The following is an 18,262-nucleotide window of genomic DNA, read 5'->3' on the forward strand; positions in this document are numbered from 1 at the left end:
ACAAAATCAGAATGATAGAAATCAGAAACATATCGAAAACATTTCATCAGAAAAAACAGTCTTTTAAAGCACTGGATAAGGTGAGTTTAAATATAGAGAAGGGAGATATTGTAGGAATTATCGGTTTTTCGGGAGCAGGAAAAAGTACCCTGATCCGTACAGTAAATTTACTGGAAAGACCTGATGAAGGACAGATTATTATTAATGGAAAAGATTTTACCCAACTCAATTCTAAGCAACTGGCTGAGGAACGTAAAAAAATCGGAATGATCTTCCAGCATTTCAATCTTCTTTCTTCAAGAACTGTTTTTGATAATGTAGCTCTTCCTCTTGAACTGGACCATACCAGCAAGGACGAAATCAACAGAAAAGTCAATGAATTACTGAAGATTGTAGGACTTGAAGATAAAGCCAATGATTATCCTAAAAGCCTTTCCGGAGGACAGAAACAAAGAGTTGCCATTGCTAGGGCTTTGGCCAATGATCCTCACCTTCTGCTTTGTGATGAAGCAACCAGCGCACTGGATCCTGCTACCACGCAGTCTATTCTGCAGCTTTTAAGAGATATCAATCAGAGACTGGGAATTACCATCCTTTTAATTACCCACGAAATGGAAGTGATCAAAGCGGTCTGCAACCACGTAGCCGTGATCGACAAAGGAAAATTATTAACAAAAGGTACATTAAGCGAGATTATTTCGGATAAAGAAAACCCGATCATTCGCCAATTTATAAATTCAGATATCATGACCCTGCCACAGGAATTCATTAGCAGACTGCAGAAAGAACCTAAAGAAGGTTTATTTCCGCTGGTCGAAATAGAACTTAACGAAAACATCAGTGTTGAACAAATTCTTTCAACGCTGTACAACCAATATAAAATCCCTTATAAATTGTTAAAAGCAGATGTAGAGTATTTTGGAAATTCCAATTTCGGTAAACTTCTGCTGCAGCTTCAGGGTGAAACTGAAGAAAACCAACAGGCGATCTATTATTTCAACCAAAATAAAATTCAAAATACAGTAAAAGGATATGCTTAGTGATACGGTAATTGCCCTTTTGGCAAAAGGAACCTGGGAAACGGTTTATATGACATTTTTATCCGGATTTTTTGGATTTGTACTAGGTCTTCCGGTAGGGATTCTGTTATTTTTAACAAGAAAAGGCCAACTGCTGGAAAACGTAGCTTATCATAGAGGACTTTCTATTTTGGTTAATATTTTCCGCGCCATTCCCTTCATTATTCTGATTGTATGGATGATTCCTTTTACCAGAATTTTGGCCGGAACTTCCATTGGAGTAAATGCTGCTTTGGTTCCACTAAGTGTGGGTGCAGCTCCTTTTATTGCAAGACTTGTAGAAAACAGCCTTATTGAAGTTCCTCATGGTCTTATAGAAACAGCAAGAGCCTTGGGAGCTTCTCCATTACAGATTATCAGAAAAGTACTGTTGCCTGAAGCACTTCCTTCATTAATCAATAATGCTACCATCACTTTAATTACCCTTGTAGGTTACTCAGCAATGGGTGGTGCCGTAGGTGCAGGTGGACTTGGACAGGTGGGCTACCAGTATGGATATATCGGATATGATATTGTCATCATGAATACGGTATTGATTCTGCTTGTACTTTTGGTTTTCATCATCCAGTTTATGGGCGACAGGTTGTCAAAGCGATTTGATCACAGATAGTTGGGATTCGGGGTAGGGATGCAAGTTTGAGGGTTGGAGTATATGAAAGTTCCTTCATTCATCTTTTATCTTTTATCTTTTACCTCAATAGCATTTAAAATAAAAAATAGAATGAAAAGAATAAAAATCTTTAGTTTGTTAACTGCTGGAATATTACTGTTCAGCGCTTGTTCGGGAAGAAAAGATGATCCGAACTTTATCCGCGTAGGAATTACTTACGGCCCGGAACAGGAAATTGCCGAAGTTGCCAAAAAAGTAGCTAAAGATAAATATAACCTGGAAGTGGAGCTTATCCCTTTCAACGATTATGTAGTTCCCAATGAAGCATTGACTAACGGAGATATTGATGCCAATGCCTTTCAGCATATTCCTTATTTAACAGAACAGTCAAAACAGAGAGGTTACAACCTTGTGCCTGTAGGTAATACATTTGTTTATCCTATTGTAGCGTACTCAAAAAAGATTAATAATATCAGTCAGCTACAGGAAGGCAATACCATTGTAATTCCCAACGATCCTACCAACGGAGGACGTTCTTTACTGCTTCTGCAGAAAAGTGGTCTGCTGAAACTAAAAGAAGGTGTTGGACTTTTACCTAAAGTGACTGACATTACAGAAAATCCTAAAAATCTGAAAATTATGGAGATTGAAGGTGCACAGATTCCAAGAGTTTTGGAGGACAGAGATGTTGTGGTTGGAATAATCAATAACAATTTCGCCGCTCAGGCTGGATTGGATCAGGAAAAACAAGGTATCCTTGTTGAGGATAAAGACTCACCGTATGTGAATGTGGTAGTTTCCAGACAGGATAATAAAAACAGCCAGAAAGTAAAAAACTTTGTAAAAGCCTATCAGTCTCCTGAAGTAGAAAAGAAAGCCAAAGAAATTTTTAAAGGAGGAGCTGTGAAAGGATGGGATTGATGAGTGAGATGATTTAAGAGTATTGCTTTTTACTCTTATGCTTCTCTTCAGTTTTTTCGCATTTACCAATACAATATTTAATAAAAAGCTGTCCGCCATTAAGCAGGCAGTTTTTTATTTGCTAAAATTTTATTTTCTCAATTTGAGATAATAAAAAATTTTCTTTATTTTTGTTTTTAATCAAATAGAAAGGCATTATGTTAAAGAAAACCGTCATTATAAGTTTACTCACCTTTATTTCTGCTTCTTATATGGCTCAGACCAATACTACCATCCCCGTTTATTTAGATGAATCCAAACCTGTAGAACAGCGTATTCAGGATGCATTATCAAGAATGACACTGGAAGAAAAAGTGGCCATGCTGCATGCACAGTCGAAATTCAGTTCACCAGGTGTACCAAGATTGGGAATTCCTGAATTCTGGACCACAGATGGCCCTCACGGAGTACGTCCTGAGGTAATGTGGGACGAATGGGATCAGGCCGGATGGACGAACGATTCTATTATCGCCTACCCTGCCCTGACTGCTTTATCCGCCACATGGAATAAAAAAATGTCATGGAATTATGGTAAAGCTTTGGGTGAAGAAGCCCGCTACAGAAAAAAAGATATTCTTCTGGGACCTGGAGTTAATATTTACAGAACTCCGCTGAATGGAAGAAATTTTGAATATATGGGTGAAGATCCTTATCTGACTTCAAAGATGGTAGTACCTTACATTAAAGGAGTACAGTCTAACGGCGTGGCAACCTCTGTGAAACATTTCGCCCTGAACAACCAGGAAATGTTCCGCCATACAAGCAATGTAAATGTTGACGACAGAGCTCTTTATGAAATTTATCTACCACCTTTCAAAGCAGCCGTAACAGAAGGTGATTCCTGGACAATCATGGGTGCTTATGACATGTACAAAGGTCAGTATGCCAGCCAGAATCAGTATCTGTTAAATGATATTTTAAAGAAAGAATGGAATTATAAAGGGGTTGTAGTCTCTGACTGGGGCGCTGTAAACAATACGGAACAGGCTATTCATAACGGACTTGATCTTGAATTCGGATCGTGGACCAACGGACTTTCCGCAGGAACTAAAAATGCCTATGATAATTATTATCTGGCAAAGCCTTATCTTGATTTGATTAAAGCAGGAAAAGTAGGTACCCAGGAACTTGATGATAAGGTAACAAGACTTCTTCGTCTTGCCTATAAAACGACAATGAACCGCAACAAGCCTTTCGGAAATATTGCTTCTGAAGAGCATAAAGCGGTTGCCAAAGAAATTGGAGAAGAAGGAATTGTTTTATTAAAAAATCAGGGAAATGTTCTTCCTATTGATATTAATAAGGCTAAAAAGATTGCCGTTATCGGAGAAAATGCCATCAAAATAATGACGGTAGGCGGAGGTTCTTCATCTTTAAAAGTAAAATATGAAACCCTTCCTTTAGACGGAATCAAATCCAGATTTGGAAAACAGGCAGATGTACAATATGCAAGAGGTTATGTAGGTGACATCGGAGGAGAATACAATGGCGTAAAATCCGGACAGGATTTAAAAGATACCCGTTCTGCCGCTGAATTACTGAATGAAGCTGTGGAATTGGCGAAAAAATCAGATTATGTGATTTTCGTTGGCGGACTGAATAAAGCTGATTTTCAAGACAGTGAAGGAAACGACAGAAAAAGCTATGGCTTGCCTTACAATCAGGATCAGGTGATCTCTTCACTTGCAAAAGCAAATAAAAATCTTACTGTGGTTCTTGTTTCCGGAAATGCCGTAGCTATGCCATGGATTAAAGAAGTTCCCACAGTTTTACAGTCTTGGTATCTGGGTTCTGAAGCAGGAAACTCTATTGCCGCTGTTTTAGCAGGAGATGCCAACCCATCAGGAAAGCTTCCATTTACATTCCCTATAAAACTTGATGACAATTCAGCCCATCAGCTTGGAGAATATCCTGGACAAAAGGATGAGTTTGCAGCAGGAAAAGGTAAAGATCAGAAAAACCCTATCAACATTACTTACAACGAGAGTATTTTTGTAGGTTACCGCTGGCATGATACTAAGAATATAAAGCCTCTGTTCAGTTTCGGGCATGGGTTGAGCTATACCACTTTTGAATTCGGAAAAGCAAAAGCTGACCAGACAACAATATCACAGGATGGTACCATTACTTTCACCGTTACGGTTAAAAATACAGGTAAAAAAGCAGGTGCTGAAGTTGCCCAGCTTTATATCAGTGATTTGAAATCATCCGTTCCACGCCCTGCAAAAGAACTGAAAGGTTTTGAAAAAGTATATCTGAATCCGGGTGAACAAAAAAAAGTTACTTTTACCATTGATAAAACGGCTTTAAGTTATTTTGATGCTCAAAAACACGATTGGGTAGCTGAACCGGGAGACTTTGAGGCATTGATTGGAAATTCTTCCGATGCCATTAAGACGAAAGTGAAATTTACCCTTAAATAAAACTGAGAGTTAAGAGTACTAAACTCTATTTAATAATTATTTGATAGAATGCAAACAGATTCCAGATTGGGATCTGTTTTTTATTTATATCGCGAATTACGATATTTTGATCTGTAAATTTTGCTGGATAAAGTTTTAAACGCAAAGATTATTAAATTCGATCTTATTATCTGAGGAAGCAAAGAAAGGCGACAAAGTCGCGGAGGAAGCATAAGGAATAACGCTCACGCTTAGAAAGAATCAATACCATTGATTCCATCTTTGCTCCCTTAGAATTGTAAGAATTTCATATGAAAACTTTGTGTTAAAATCTAATTATTTTTCTCCCACAGATTACAGTGATTGCACAGATTTTTTATAAACCATTAAGGAGGTTTAAGTTTTTAAGGAACATTAAGGTTCAAATAAATTTGAATGAAGCAACCTGTATAAAAAATGTCTTTAAACATTCCCTTAATCCTCTTAACAGCTTACTATTTTCTTAATGGTTCAAAAAATTCACATATAGATTCTTTCTCGCAGATTTAGGAGATTTCGCAGATTTTTAAGACAAACATAAAGATTATCTTTCACTACTTCCCTCTTCTAGCTTCTAGCTTCTAGCTTCTAGCTTCTAGCTTCTAGCCAAAAATAAAAAGCAGATTCCAAATTGAAACCTGCTTTTATTTTTATCTAACAAATTTTGAATTACTTTCCTCCGCCGCCGTTTTTCTCTACGTCGGTTTTTGTATTTTCTTTTACCTTCTGGTTTCCGAAACGCTTTACAAACGTAAGAGAAACACCGTACCAGTCCCATTTTGAATACTCTCTGAAAGTTCCATCCTGACTGTAAGTCGTGTTATCACCATAAGGTCTTTTAAAAATATTCATCAGCTGCATGCTCAATTCCATCTGGGTTTTCGGGAATATTTTAGTCACTGAAATATTATGGAAGACATTGGTATTATTCGCATATGAATTTCCGTTATTCTGATTGGCAAGCTCCATCCATGCACTTATATTAATATTTTTATTGAATAAATTAGTATAAGATATATTGGCGGAAGCACCCCAATAACTGATATAGTCTTTAGCTCCCAATTTGTTTTTTTCGTTAAAATCCTTATTATTAATATAATACCATCCAAATCCGGCATTTACATTCAGTTTATTCTTCAGGAAGTTCTGATTGGTATTCGCAAAAAGATAATATTTCTCAACCTTTCCGTCAAAGTTTCCTGGTAATGAAACCGTTCTTCCGTTTTCTGTGACATAGGTCGTCCAGTAATCCTGATTCGTATGCATATATCTTGCAGAAATAAAGTACTTTTTCAGAATTCCGAATTTCATATAAAGCCGGTCATTAGGATTGGGATTCAGATAAAGGTTTCCTCTGGAATACGTTCCGTTAATTTCCGGCATCAGGAAAGGGTTAAACTCAGAATACCATGGCCTCCAGATACTTCTGTTATAGGTAAGGCTCAGATCAAATTTCTCTGAAAAGCTGTATTTCAGCAATAAATTGGGAAGAAAAGTACCGTAAGAATCTCTTCTTTCCGTACCTGCTACATCCTGTCTTACTTTATAATCAATATATTCGTATCGGATTCCGATTCTAGTTTCCAGTTTTTCGAAAAATGTTTTGCTATAATTGGCATATAAGGAGCTCAGATTATCCTCATAATGGAACCTGTCATTTTTGGATAAATTAGCAAATTCCGGGGTGGGATTATTCATGCTGAATCCATAAAGACTGTTGGAAATAATATGGTTGTTCAATTCCGTTTTTCCTCCCACTTCCATAGTACCGCCTGATTTACCAAAAGGCTGAGTATAATCCACTTTCAGATAATAATTACGCATCTGATTGGAACTCATAACACCCAGCTGTTGAGTTGTTTTTACTCCCTGCTTATCAATGAGTTTATCAATTAAATTATCATTATTATCACTGGAATAATTGGTTCCCAAATTAATATCTAAAATTCTATTTTTCTCTTTATCGTAGTATTTATAGAAAGCATTAGACCCCAGATTACGGCTGAATCCCCAGTTGTTTTGGCTTTGAAGAAAAGATTCACCGGGATCTCCATCTTTTGTGGTCATCCCGTTAGATTCTGCTGAAAGCAAATTCCTGTTCTGAGAATACTCCAATACAAGTCCGAAATTATTTTTGTCATTAATTTCAAACTCCGAAGTAGAAGAAAGAGAAGGACTTTCATTTCTCATTAAATTTTCCAGATTGAATTGGGTCAACTTATTCTTTTCGTAGCGATTATCCCACGTCTGGGTCTTTTGTACATAATTTCCGCTATTGTAACCACCGATAAAGGTTTGGGTAAACTTTTTCTTATGATAATTCAGATTGAAATTCGTGTATTGTGAGTTTTTGGTACTTTGTCTGTTGTTAAGAGAGATACTTCCTTTTAGCCCTTCATCATCTCTTTTTTTAAGGACAATATTGATAACAGAACCGGAAGTTTCATAACGGGAAGACGGGCTGGTAATCACTTCAATTTTCATAAGATTATCAGCAGGAATTGTTTTAAGATATTCCTTTAGTTCCTTCCCTGTAAAAACAGATTTCCTGTCATTGATATATACCGTAACCAATTGTCCCTCGGCTTTTACCTCATCATTGTTATCAATACTTACCAAAGGAGTCATTCTAAGAACATCCCATGTTGTATTTCCTGCCAGAATTGCACTATTTGCTACATTAAATACAGTTCTGTCTACTTTAGATTCTACGGTTGGTTTTCTGGCCACCAGAGTAACCGCTTCTATTTCTTTTGCATTTCCTTTTACAGTATCGTTGGCAGCCGGAGCTGGAGCCTGCTGGGCCATTACTAAGGAGCCTGTTACTATTGCTATAGGAAATAATATTCTCTTCATGTGAAATTATAGTTTTTCTATAAGACCACTATCTTCACAAGTTTGTTACATCAAAAAATAAAAAAAATTAAATAAAGACTTAGTTCCCAGCAATATATCAGCATTTAATGTAAACATAAATTAAAAATCAATACACATTTTTCAATAAAGCAACGAAATACGAATCACTTCCATAATAAATAATCTTAAAAAAATATTTTATACGTAATTTAAATTTCACTTAAAAAAAGTTGTAAAACCACTGCAGATTACATAAATATTTTACTATCCCTATAAGAAAAATAAGTTTTTTACCCGCAGATTCTCCAAAGGCTCACCAATAAAAAAAGCCCGGATCTCACCCGGGCCGCTAGCAATAGCAAATTTACAAGGAATACTATTAAAAAATATACGCTAGTTTACATTTTCAAAATAATGGATAACCCCCACTTCAGGCAGACGAAGGGGTTCTTTATTAAAATCAGACTCTCTATTTTTACTGCTTTCCAGAAAAGAATTACTGAAAAGTGCATAAGAAGGCTTTTCTGCCATTCCGTTTTTCAAAAGCTGATGGGCTTCCACAATCGTTTTTCCATATAGCTTTCTGAAGTTTCCAATATTGTATTGTGAAAAGGATCCATAATGCACAATAAACTTGAGAGCCAGATCAATGGTAGTGCTTAAACTTTTACTCAACTCCTCTATTTTCCTGTTGAAGGCACTTCTCATCTTCCACAGCATTTTTGAAATACTCTGATAAGACGGATTTTCATCATAACGGTAAAATAAAATGGCATCTCCCTCAATCTCGGAAATTTCAAAGTACTGATCGTTCACATCAATCAGTGTAGACAATAACTGTCTTACAATATACTCGCCTGTATACAATTTTGTATTGAACACAAATTCGGTAAATCCGCTGAAATCCGGAATAAGAATGATCCCCTCTTGTATATTTGTCTTCATAATGATAATGGATTAAAAACCTGCTTCATCCTTACAGACGAAGCAGATTCAATTTTACTTTATTGCCACCCGCCTCCTACAGAACGGTAAAGTGCTGTAATAGCATTCAGTCTCTGGGTTTTCAGAGAAGCCAATTCCAGTTCTGCCTGAAGTTTATTCGTTTGTGCCATAATTACTTCCACATAAGTTGCTGAATTGTATTTAAATAACAGATCAGCCTTCTTCACTGCCTCACCCGATTTCACGGCCAGTCCTTCTGCAATTTTCTGCTGTTCTTCCAGTTTTTGGATTTGTATCAGTGCATCAGAAACTTCTCCTACTGCTTTTAAAACAGACTGCTTAAAATTGAGTTCAGCCTGATCAGCAACTACTTTAGATTGTTCATATTGTGTTTTCAACTGTTTCCCATTCAGAATAGGCTGGGCTACAGCGCCTGCCACCATTCCGAAAAGCGATCCCGGAACACTGAACCATTTGCTGATCTGAAAGGCATTCACACCTCCCTGCGCCGTAATATTCAGTGAAGGATACATGCTCATTTTCGCCACGTGAATGGCTGCTGCATTTTTTCTTACTTCAAGTTCAGCTGTTTTGATATCCGGTCTGTAGCTCAATAATTCTGAAGGAATTCCTGCAGCAATATGGTCCGGAGACTGTACATTATTCAGGCTTGCACTTCTTTCAATTTTCCCCGGCATAGACCCTGTCAGCAGGCTCAAAGCATTTTCCTGGGTTGTTACAGAACTTTCAATAGCCGGAATTGATTTCAGAATCTGATCTTTCACAATTTCCTGCTGCTGTACAGCCAATGCTGTAGTAAGCCCAAGCTCCTGCTGTTTGGTCAGAAATTTCAGCGTATTATCCGCATAAGCAAGATTGGATTTTGTAATTTCCAACTGAGTATCCAGCATCAAAAGGTTATAATATCCTTGTACTACAGCAGATACAACTTGGGTTTTTACTGCTTTTGCCGCTTCCTGTGTTTTAAGATATTCTGCTAAAGCCTGTTCCTTTCTTCCTTTAATCTTTCCCCAGATATCGGCTTCCCAGGAGAAACTCAAAGAAGTTGTATAGTCTTCCATATACCTTTTTCCCATAAACTGTCCGGCCATCATTCCGTTCATGCTGTTGTCTGAAGGACGGTTGATATTGGCATTGGCAGAAGCACTAACAGTCGGAATATTTGCCCATTTGCTCTGATTGTAAGCTAATGATGCAAATTCTATCTGTTTTAAGGCGACCTGAAGATCGTTATTTTGCACGATCGCTTTATCTATCAATCCTACAAGAACAGGATCTTTAAAAAAGTCTTTGTAGCTGATCTTCGCAATATTTTCATGAGAATCCGCTACAATGCTGTCACTTCGGAAAGCTTCAGGCATTTTTACTTCAGGCTGTTCATATTTCTGAACTTTACAGGAGATTGCGGTTCCCGAAATGAATGCGATATATGCTATATTTTTAATTTTCATTGTTAAAATCATTTGAATTAATATTCCCAATCCGCGTCGGTTACTACTTTTCCGTTGATTCTTTCATGCAAGGCCTGAAACACTACGAAAAGAACAGGAACTACGAAAATTCCCAAGATCGTTCCGAAAAGCATCCCTGAAATGGCGGCATATCCAATAGAATGGTTCCCCATTGCAGAAGGTCCAACCACAAAGATCAATGGGATCAATCCGGTAATAAATGCCAGAGAGGTCATCAAAATAGGACGTAAACGGGCTTTTGCTCCTTCCACCGCAGAGGCAATAAGACTTTTCCCTGCTCTACGTCTCTGAATCGCAAATTCCACGATCAGGATACCATTTTTTGCTAACAACCCAATCAACATTACGAGAGCAATCTGTACATAAATATTATTGGATAATTCCGCGAATGTAATTCCCACAAATACTCCGGAAAGCCCCACCGGAATGGCAATTAATACAGCTAATGGAAGGATATAACTTTCATATTGAGCAGATAAAAGGAAGAATACAAACACGATACATAATCCGAAGATCATAACAGATTGTGAGCTTGAACCCGCTTCTTCACGGCTCATTCCTTTATAATCGTAAGTATATCCCGGAGGAAGTACCTGCTTGCTCACTTCTTCAATGGCTGCCATAGCCTGTCCGGTACTATATCCCGGAGCTGCCATTACTGTTAAATTGGATGAATTAAACAGGTTGAAACGGTCTACTACTTCAGCTCCCGTTACCTGTTTCAGGCTTACCAATGTATTGATAGGAACCATCTGACCTAAATTATTTTTAACAAAAATTCCGTTCAGGGATTCTTTATCTTGTCTTGTCTCTGGTGTAGATTGTACCAGAACTCTGTAATACTTTCCAAATCTATTGAAATCAGATGCCTGAATACTTCCATAATATCCCTGCATTACTCCTAACACATCAGAAACATTGACTCCCAGTTGGGCAGATTTCACTTCATCTACAAGCACTTCAAACTGCGGATACGTAACATCGAAAGTGGTAAATGCTACCGCCACTTCAGGTCTCTGCATCAAAGCTCCCATCATTCCGTAAGAAATATTTCCTAAATTCTGAAGTTCTCCGTTGGTACGGTCCTGAAGCACAAGCTCCATTCCACTCGTATTTCCGAAACCGTCTACCGTAGGCGTGTTGATCACAAGGAAATTAGCTCTTTTATCCTGAGAAAGCATTCCCTGAGTTTGTCCTATGATATCATTGATATTATTGACAGGTCCTCTCTCACCTCCTTTTTTTAATTTAACGAAAATAGAAGCCGCTGAAGATGACATGGAACCACTGAATAAGTTCAATCCATCTACTGAAATCACTTTATCCACAGCAGGATTTTTCATCAGAAGGTCTTCTGTGTCGGAGACTACTTTCGAGGTTCTGTCTTTTGATGCTCCCGGAGCAAGGTTCGCGGTTACAATGATAAAACTCTGGTCTTCATCCGGAATAAATCCTTTAGGCGTTGTCATAGACATCCATGCAAACAAACCTCCAAAAGCTACAATCATAACAAGTGCCACCCATTTTCTTTTCAAAAGGAACAGCACAGCTTTCCCATAACGGAATGTCAGTTTATTAAAGCTGGCATTGAAACCTGCGAAAAAACGATCTTTGAAATTCATTTTTTCATGCGTTCCCGGATGGTGTTGCTTTAAGAATAAAGCACATAATGCCGGGCTCAATGTCAAGGCATTGATCGCTGAAATCACAATCGCGATAGCCAATGTCAAGGCAAACTGCTGATAAAACAATCCCGTGGAACCACTCATAAAGGCTACCGGAACGAATACAGCAGACATGATTAATGTAATAGAAACAATGGCTCCTGTAATTTCACTCATTGCTGACATGGTAGCCGCCCTAGGATTGAGCTTTTTATGTTCCATTTTAGCATGAACCGCTTCCACTACTACAATAGCATCATCCACTACAATACCAATGGCGAGCACCAAAGCAAACAACGTAAGAATATTAATAGAGAACCCGAAAACCTTCATAAAGAAGAATGTTCCTACAATAGATACCGGAACTGCTATAGCCGGAATCAACGTGGAGCGGAAATCCTGAAGGAAGATATACACTACTATGAATACCAGAATAAATGCCTCTATCAATGTATGAATAACCTGCTCTATGGATTGATCCAGTGCATCTTTTGTAGCATAGGGAATTTCATAATCCATTCCTGCAGGGAAAGATTTTTCCAGTTCTTTCATTCTTTCCTGAAGGGCGATCTGCACTTCATTCGCGTTAGATCCTGCCATCTGGAAGATCGCCATCGTTACGGATGCTTTTTTATTATAATTGGAAGATACTGTATAACTGTAGGCTCCAAATTCTACTTTGGCAATGTCTTTTAACTTCAAGACAGATCCATCATTCAATGCTTTAATGGTAATGTTTTCATACTGTTCAGGTTCTGTAAATTTTCCTTTGTAGCGAAGAACATATTCCATCACTTCTTTACTTCTCTCTCCTAATCTTCCGGGTGCTGCTTCAAGGTTTTGAGTCTGAATAGCACGGGAAACATCGGAGGGTGTAAGATTGTAGGAAGTCAGTTTATTCGGATCCAGCCAGATACGCATGGAGTAATCTTTATTTCCATATACCATGGCATCCCCTACTCCTTTTACTCTTTTCAGTTCCGGAACAATGTTGATTTTCGCATAGTTTTCAAGGAAAAGATCACTCATCGTACCATCTTTACTGGTCAGAGAAACCATGGCAATCATACTGTTCTGTCTTTTCACGGTGGTGATTCCCGCCTGGATTACCTCTGCAGGAAGCTGATTGGTCACCTGTGCCACTCTGTTCTGAACGTTAATGGCGGCCTGATCCGGATCTGTTCCTAATTTAAAAATAACAGTAATACTCAATGTCCCGTCATTACTCGCAGTAGAAGTAATATAGTCCATATTTTCCACTCCATTGATGGCATTTTCCAATGGTGGTGCTACTGACCTGGCAATTGTTTCAGCATTAGCTCCCGGATAAGCAGCTGTTACCATAACGGTAGGAGGTGCGATGTCCGGAAATTTTGTAATCGGAAGGCTTACCATCCCGACGATCCCCAGAATAACAAGCAATACGGAAATAACCGTTGCCAGTACGGGTCTTTTTATAATTTTCTTTAACATGACTTCTTCTTAGGATTTTTTCTGTTGAGCATTTTTCTTTTGTGCCACTACAGGAGTTCCCGGCTGCAATCGGTCAAAACCGCTGGTGATATATTCATCGCCTGCTTTAAGCCCTTTCGCTACAATAAAATTATCGCCTGCTTTTCCGTTTACTTCAATAGGAAGCATTGCGGCTTTTCCTCCCTGAATAGTAAATACAAAAACTTTATCCTGAATGGTTCTGGTAGAGGCAATAGGAAGTAAAACAACATTGCCGTAGAACTGATCCAGTATAATTTTACCTGTATTCCCACTTCTCAAAAGGTTGTTGGGATTGTTGAATTTTGCTCTTAAAGTAATGGATCCTGTTGTTTTATTGAACTGTCCTTCTACAGCATCAATCTTTCCTGTTTCAGCATATTTTTCACCTCCCGAAAGCAATAATGATACTGCCGGAGTATTTTTAATGACCTCATCAATACTGCTTCCTGTGTACTGCTTCTGGAAATTATTAAAATCATTTTCGCTCAGGCTGAAGTAAGTATATACCTGGTGAATATCTGATAATAAGGTAATGGGTTCCTGATTTCCCGGAGTCATTAAACTTCCCAGACGATAGTTGAATCTTCCGATAAATCCGCTTACCGGAGCTTTAATGGTGGAGAAGTTTAAATTGATTTTAGCCGATTCAATGGTAGAAGTGGATTGGCTTACTGCTCCACGTGCCGCATTATAAGCTGCTTCAGCTTCTTTCACCTGAATATCTGAAACCATTTTGTTTCTAAAGAGTTCTTTTTTTCTGTCCAGATCAATTTTAGAGGTTGAAAGATTAGCCTGAGCGGTAATTAAAGATGCCTGAGCACTTTTAAGCTGCTCACGGAAAACCTGATCTTCAATTTTGAACAATGGCTGTCCTGCTCTCACAAAATCACCTTCATCTACAAAAATTTTGCTTAAATATCCTGTTACCTGAGGTCTTATTTCCACATTGGAAACCCCTTCAATAGATGCTGCATATTCTCTGGAAACAGAAGCGTCTCCCTGTGTTACTTTTGCCACGGGTAGTTCCGGTGCCTGCTGCTGATAGCCCTGGTTTTGATTATTCTTCTTACAACCCGCCAATACAATCAGCGAGAGGAAAAGTAGAGTCGATTTTTGAATAAAAAATCTTTGCATAACAATAGTCCTTTTAAATTTTCCGCACAAAAATCGAACGAAAAAAATTCAATAGGATTATTCGAAAAACCCCTTGTTTTGTCAAAAAGACTCCTTATTTTTAAAAACATGAGAAATATCATTCATAGACAGTATAAATGACAATATTTAATATTTTAAATCAAAATAGTATTCAATTTTGGCAAAAAGACATCTAAAAATACAACCCATTGACTATCAATACAAATCATCTTTTCTGTATTCTAAAGGAGATCTTCCTGTATGTTTTTTGAAAAATTTGCTAAAAGAAGCCTGATCAGAAAAACTTAGCTGTGATGCTACCTCATTGACATTCAGGTTGGGATTTCTCAATAACAGCCTGGCTTCTACTGCTAAAACCTGATGAATAATATCTCTTGGAGATTTGAACACTGTTTTATTAATCACTTTTGTAAGGTATTTACGGCTGATAAAAAGTTTATCTGCATAAAACTGAACATTATGTTCTTCTTTGAAATGCTCCTGAACAAGCTTAAAGAAGCTGGTGGTCAACTCGTCTTCCCTATTGGTTACAACGTGTAGTTTTTCCGTTTTTTTGAAATAATTATCAATTTCGTAGATCACCAGTGAAAAGTGATGCCAGATCATTTCATTGAAATAATAATTGTCTTTTTCCTTATCATTTAAAACCTGAAGTTCATCGAGATGAAAATTCAGTTTCCTGTACACATCGGGTTCATTTCTGATGATGTGAGTAGGATCTGATGAAAGGCTTTTCAGAACATTATTTGACTTATAATTAAAGCCTGCGTCAGAAATAAAATTCAATGAGAAGAAAATATATTTAGCATTATAATCTTCCGAAATTTCATCCACCCAAAAGGTTTCCAGCATTGGGCAAAAAACAATATCCCCTTTAGAGACTTCATAACTCTTATCATCCAACCTGAACGTAACGTCTCCCTTTTGTATCATAAAAATGCAGAAATAATCTGCACGGTAAGGAATATTCGGTTGTATGATATAGTTCACCTTATCAATTTCCATCACGACAAATTCCTTGATTCTAAGATCAAATTCCACCTGCTGAAGAACTTCATCAAAAGCGAGCTGCGAAACAAAATCAGGTTTTGGCTGGGATTTTTTAGGCATTGAAAAGGTATTAGAATACGAAGATAGTGATTAAGGAGAAAGGATGAAATAGGCAATAGGCAATAGGCAATAGGCAATAGGCAATAGGCAAAACTACTTTTTTGCTAAACAATAATAATCAGTTCTTTATCATAACCGTTATATTTTTCATCGATATACTCATGAGGATTACAGATAACTTCTGTTTTTTCAATTTTATATCTGCATGGTGTATGAATATGCCCATGAATCCAGTACAAAGGTTGATATTCTTTGATTATATCTTCCAGATCAGATGCATAAGCAGAGGTAACGGGATCTTCTTTATAATGCTCCGGCACGGATTGGAGACTGGGAGCATGATGGGTAACGACTATATTTTTAAGTCCTTTTGAATCTTCAAGACTTTCCTGCAGCCATTGTCGTGAAAGCTGATGAATTTTAAAGGTATCTAATGTTCTCATTTTCGAATAGGAAGGATCTTTCCTGATCATTTTATAGTCATTCATTTTAGACTGACAAAGCATTCCGTACTGAACAGGATTCCCGAAGATTGAAAAATCAGTCCATAAGGTAGCCCCATGAAAACGAATTCCGTCAATGTCTACAAATGCATTTTCCAGCACATGCACATGGGAATTCACAGCCGCTTCTCTGATTTTATTGAGTGTTTTCGGATAGGAACCTTTATAGTATTCATGATTGCCCAAAACATAGATGACTGGTTTATTGGGTATTGCTTTTTTAATCCATTCAATCCCTTTGGTTCCTAAATTGACATCACCTGCCAGCACAACAATATCCGAATGATCAAAACATAATTCCGTACTTCCAAATTCCTGATGAAGATCGCTGATGATCTGTATTTTCATGATGTTATAGTAAAGCGCAAAGGTAGTGAAGGGAAACAGAATGGCAAAAGAACAAAAAAAGAACCGACACCTAAGCATCGATTCTTTCCTCATATAGTTTGTGTATTTTTAAACCAATTATTACGAAACAGCAACTTCTGCCTGTTTCAATTTTAAGCTTTTCAATATAAAATAGAATAACATTCCGAGCGCCAGCAAAGCGTAACCGATCAATATAATCAGATTCAGGCTTCCCACTGAAAATTCTGAGGGAAAAATCTGGCTCATTAAAGTCATGAATGACAGTCCGATTCCGGCTCCCAGAAAGTAACTTGTAGAGCTCAAACTTGATGCCAATCCATAATTTTCCGGCTCCACATCCTGAATTCCCATCACGGAAAGCGCAGTAAAACAAAACGTCATTCCCACACCTGAAATACATGCAGCTCCCAGCAAAACCAATGTTAATGGGTGCCCTGCATACACAGAAATCAACAGTGACAATCCTCCTGCCAGCATAAACAACCATCCTAAAACACCCATTTGAGAAGAGTTCAGGCGTTTTGATACATGAGGCAGAATAAATTTAGCTGTTAAAGCGGATATGATACTGAATGGAACAAGCATTAATCCTGCAGAAGCAGCGCTATATCCCATATCTTTCTGAAGCATTAGTGAAATAAGGAATAAAAATCCGATAAAAAACGCACCCAAAGTGAAAAACACAGCATTGGAAACGACTAAAGACCGATGTTTAAACAGTTTCAAATCCACTAACGGTTCAGTCACAGATTTTAATCGGTAATAGACCATCACCAGCAGTACTAATGCCAGAACCAAAGATCCTGCTACCAGAAAAGGCTGTTCTTTAATATGAACCAATTCATGGGTTCCGTATGTAAGGCTTAACAATCCAAGTACCATTAATATTCCTGAAACTACATCTGTTTTCTGAGCGGTTTCATTTTTTTCATCTGCAGGCAGATAATAATAAGACAGCACAAGGGTTATTAAAAGAACGGGAACATTGATCAGAAAAACCCAATGCCAGCTCAGGTATGTACTGATAATTCCTCCCACGGAAAGACCACTTCCCGAACCAATAGCAGCAAATGAACTGAAAATTCCGATGGCCCGGTTTCTCTCCTGTTCTCCCCTGAACGTATTGGTTACAATAGACAGCGCTGATGGCATTACTAACGCAGCTCCCAATCCCTGTAAAGCACGGAAGATAGCCAGTACCTCAAAGTTTTGAGACAATCCTGCGCCCAATGATGTCAGCATAAAAATCAGAGCTCCCAGTAAAAACATTTTTTTTCTCCCGATCTGGTCTGAAAGCTTTCCTCCAATGATCAGAAATCCGCCAAAAAACAATACATAAAGGGTCTGTAACCACTGAACAGTTTCTGCACCAATATGAAACTGCTGCTGAATAGAAGGAATTGTTAAATTAATAATGGCAATATCCAAAGCCTCTACAAACGTCCCTACCGATGCTAAAATTAATATTACATTCTTTCTTGTATCCATGTTTCAAATTTCCTGCAAAATTAAAATTAACAGAACGTATTTAAAAATTTAACCTTAAATTTGGAACAATAATTAATATAACAAATACCAAAAAG

General features: G+C 37.7%; 12 protein-coding genes. 4 read left to right on the forward strand and 8 right to left on the reverse strand.

Features of this window, described 5'->3' with window-relative positions:
- The first annotated feature begins 11 nt into the window (after positions 1-11).
- The 4 genes from CQ022_RS07715 (at position 12) to CQ022_RS07730 (ending at position 5,072) form a co-directional block, all read left to right on the forward strand.
- Positions 12-1,040 carry a methionine ABC transporter ATP-binding protein gene (locus CQ022_RS07715; RefSeq protein WP_105680858.1) on the forward strand — a complete coding sequence of 343 codons (1,029 nt, stop codon included), beginning with the start codon at positions 12-14 and terminating at the stop codon, positions 1,038-1,040.
- The gene (metI, locus tag CQ022_RS07720) at positions 1,033-1,689 is read left to right on the forward strand and encodes a methionine ABC transporter permease MetI (protein ID WP_105680859.1); all 657 of its coding nucleotides are present in this window, start codon (positions 1,033-1,035) and stop codon (positions 1,687-1,689) included. Before CQ022_RS07715 ends, metI begins: the two co-directional genes overlap by 8 nt.
- Before the next feature lie 111 nt (positions 1,690-1,800).
- Positions 1,801-2,610, forward strand: a complete 810-nt coding sequence (gene metQ, locus CQ022_RS07725; RefSeq protein WP_105681789.1) for a methionine ABC transporter substrate-binding lipoprotein MetQ — start codon at positions 1,801-1,803, stop codon at positions 2,608-2,610.
- Between the two features lie 251 nt (positions 2,611-2,861).
- On the forward strand, positions 2,862-5,072 hold the full coding sequence (locus CQ022_RS07730; RefSeq protein WP_410492624.1) for a glycoside hydrolase family 3 C-terminal domain-containing protein: 2,211 nt from the start codon (positions 2,862-2,864) through the stop codon (positions 5,070-5,072).
- A gap of 687 nt (positions 5,073-5,759) precedes the next feature.
- Here the strand turns inward: CQ022_RS07730 and CQ022_RS07735 are convergent.
- From CQ022_RS07735 to CQ022_RS07770, 8 genes are all read right to left on the reverse strand, one after another.
- Positions 5,760-7,946, reverse strand: a complete 2,187-nt coding sequence (locus tag CQ022_RS07735; RefSeq protein ID WP_105680861.1) for an outer membrane beta-barrel protein — start codon at positions 7,944-7,946, stop codon at positions 5,760-5,762.
- Between the two features lie 393 nt (positions 7,947-8,339).
- Positions 8,340-8,891 carry a DUF2652 domain-containing protein gene (locus CQ022_RS07740; RefSeq protein WP_105680862.1) on the reverse strand — a complete coding sequence of 184 codons (552 nt, stop codon included), beginning with the start codon at positions 8,889-8,891 and terminating at the stop codon, positions 8,340-8,342.
- A gap of 59 nt (positions 8,892-8,950) precedes the next feature.
- Entirely contained in the window at positions 8,951-10,363 is a 1,413-nt protein-coding gene (locus tag CQ022_RS07745) for an efflux transporter outer membrane subunit (RefSeq protein ID WP_228421488.1), read from the reverse strand.
- 17 nt (positions 10,364-10,380) lie between these two features.
- Positions 10,381-13,521, reverse strand: coding sequence for an efflux RND transporter permease subunit (locus CQ022_RS07750; protein WP_105680864.1), 3,141 nt, complete (start codon positions 13,519-13,521; stop codon positions 10,381-10,383).
- A gap of 9 nt (positions 13,522-13,530) precedes the next feature.
- Positions 13,531-14,676, reverse strand: a complete 1,146-nt coding sequence (locus CQ022_RS07755; protein ID WP_105680865.1) for an efflux RND transporter periplasmic adaptor subunit — start codon at positions 14,674-14,676, stop codon at positions 13,531-13,533.
- 216 nt (positions 14,677-14,892) lie between these two features.
- Positions 14,893-15,807, reverse strand: coding sequence for a helix-turn-helix domain-containing protein (locus CQ022_RS07760; RefSeq protein ID WP_105680866.1), 915 nt, complete (start codon positions 15,805-15,807; stop codon positions 14,893-14,895).
- Between the two features lie 104 nt (positions 15,808-15,911).
- Entirely contained in the window at positions 15,912-16,658 is a 747-nt protein-coding gene (locus CQ022_RS07765) for a metallophosphoesterase (protein WP_105680867.1), read from the reverse strand.
- A 120-nt stretch (positions 16,659-16,778) separates the two neighbouring features.
- On the reverse strand, positions 16,779-18,167 hold the full coding sequence (locus CQ022_RS07770; protein ID WP_105680868.1) for an MFS transporter: 1,389 nt from the start codon (positions 18,165-18,167) through the stop codon (positions 16,779-16,781).
- Between the last annotated feature and the right edge of the window lie 95 nt (positions 18,168-18,262).

The organism is Chryseobacterium culicis (assembly GCF_002979755.1).
In the GTDB taxonomy this organism is placed as follows: Bacteria; Bacteroidota; Bacteroidia; order Flavobacteriales; family Weeksellaceae; genus Chryseobacterium; species Chryseobacterium culicis_A.

What these genes read in the sequence shown, in the direction of transcription:
- CQ022_RS07715 (WP_105680858.1), top strand. Translation starts at nt 12, where the DNA reads ATGATAGAAATCAGAAACATATCGAAAACATTTCATCAGAAAAAACAG.
- metI (WP_105680859.1), top strand. Translation starts at nt 1,033, where the DNA reads ATGCTTAGTGATACGGTAATTGCCCTTTTGGCAAAAGGAACCTGGGAA.
- metQ (WP_105681789.1), top strand. Translation starts at nt 1,801, where the DNA reads ATGAAAAGAATAAAAATCTTTAGTTTGTTAACTGCTGGAATATTACTG.
- CQ022_RS07730 (WP_410492624.1), top strand. Translation starts at nt 2,862, where the DNA reads ATGGCTCAGACCAATACTACCATCCCCGTTTATTTAGATGAATCCAAA.
- CQ022_RS07735 (WP_105680861.1), bottom strand. Translation starts at nt 7,946, where the DNA reads ATGAAGAGAATATTATTTCCTATAGCAATAGTAACAGGCTCCTTAGTA.
- CQ022_RS07740 (WP_105680862.1), bottom strand. Translation starts at nt 8,891, where the DNA reads ATGAAGACAAATATACAAGAGGGGATCATTCTTATTCCGGATTTCAGC.
- CQ022_RS07745 (WP_228421488.1), bottom strand. Translation starts at nt 10,363, where the DNA reads ATGAAAATTAAAAATATAGCATATATCGCATTCATTTCGGGAACCGCA.
- CQ022_RS07750 (WP_105680864.1), bottom strand. Translation starts at nt 13,521, where the DNA reads ATGTTAAAGAAAATTATAAAAAGACCCGTACTGGCAACGGTTATTTCC.
- CQ022_RS07755 (WP_105680865.1), bottom strand. Translation starts at nt 14,676, where the DNA reads ATGCAAAGATTTTTTATTCAAAAATCGACTCTACTTTTCCTCTCGCTG.
- CQ022_RS07760 (WP_105680866.1), bottom strand. Translation starts at nt 15,807, where the DNA reads ATGCCTAAAAAATCCCAGCCAAAACCTGATTTTGTTTCGCAGCTCGCT.
- CQ022_RS07765 (WP_105680867.1), bottom strand. Translation starts at nt 16,658, where the DNA reads ATGAAAATACAGATCATCAGCGATCTTCATCAGGAATTTGGAAGTACG.
- CQ022_RS07770 (WP_105680868.1), bottom strand. Translation starts at nt 18,167, where the DNA reads ATGGATACAAGAAAGAATGTAATATTAATTTTAGCATCGGTAGGGACG.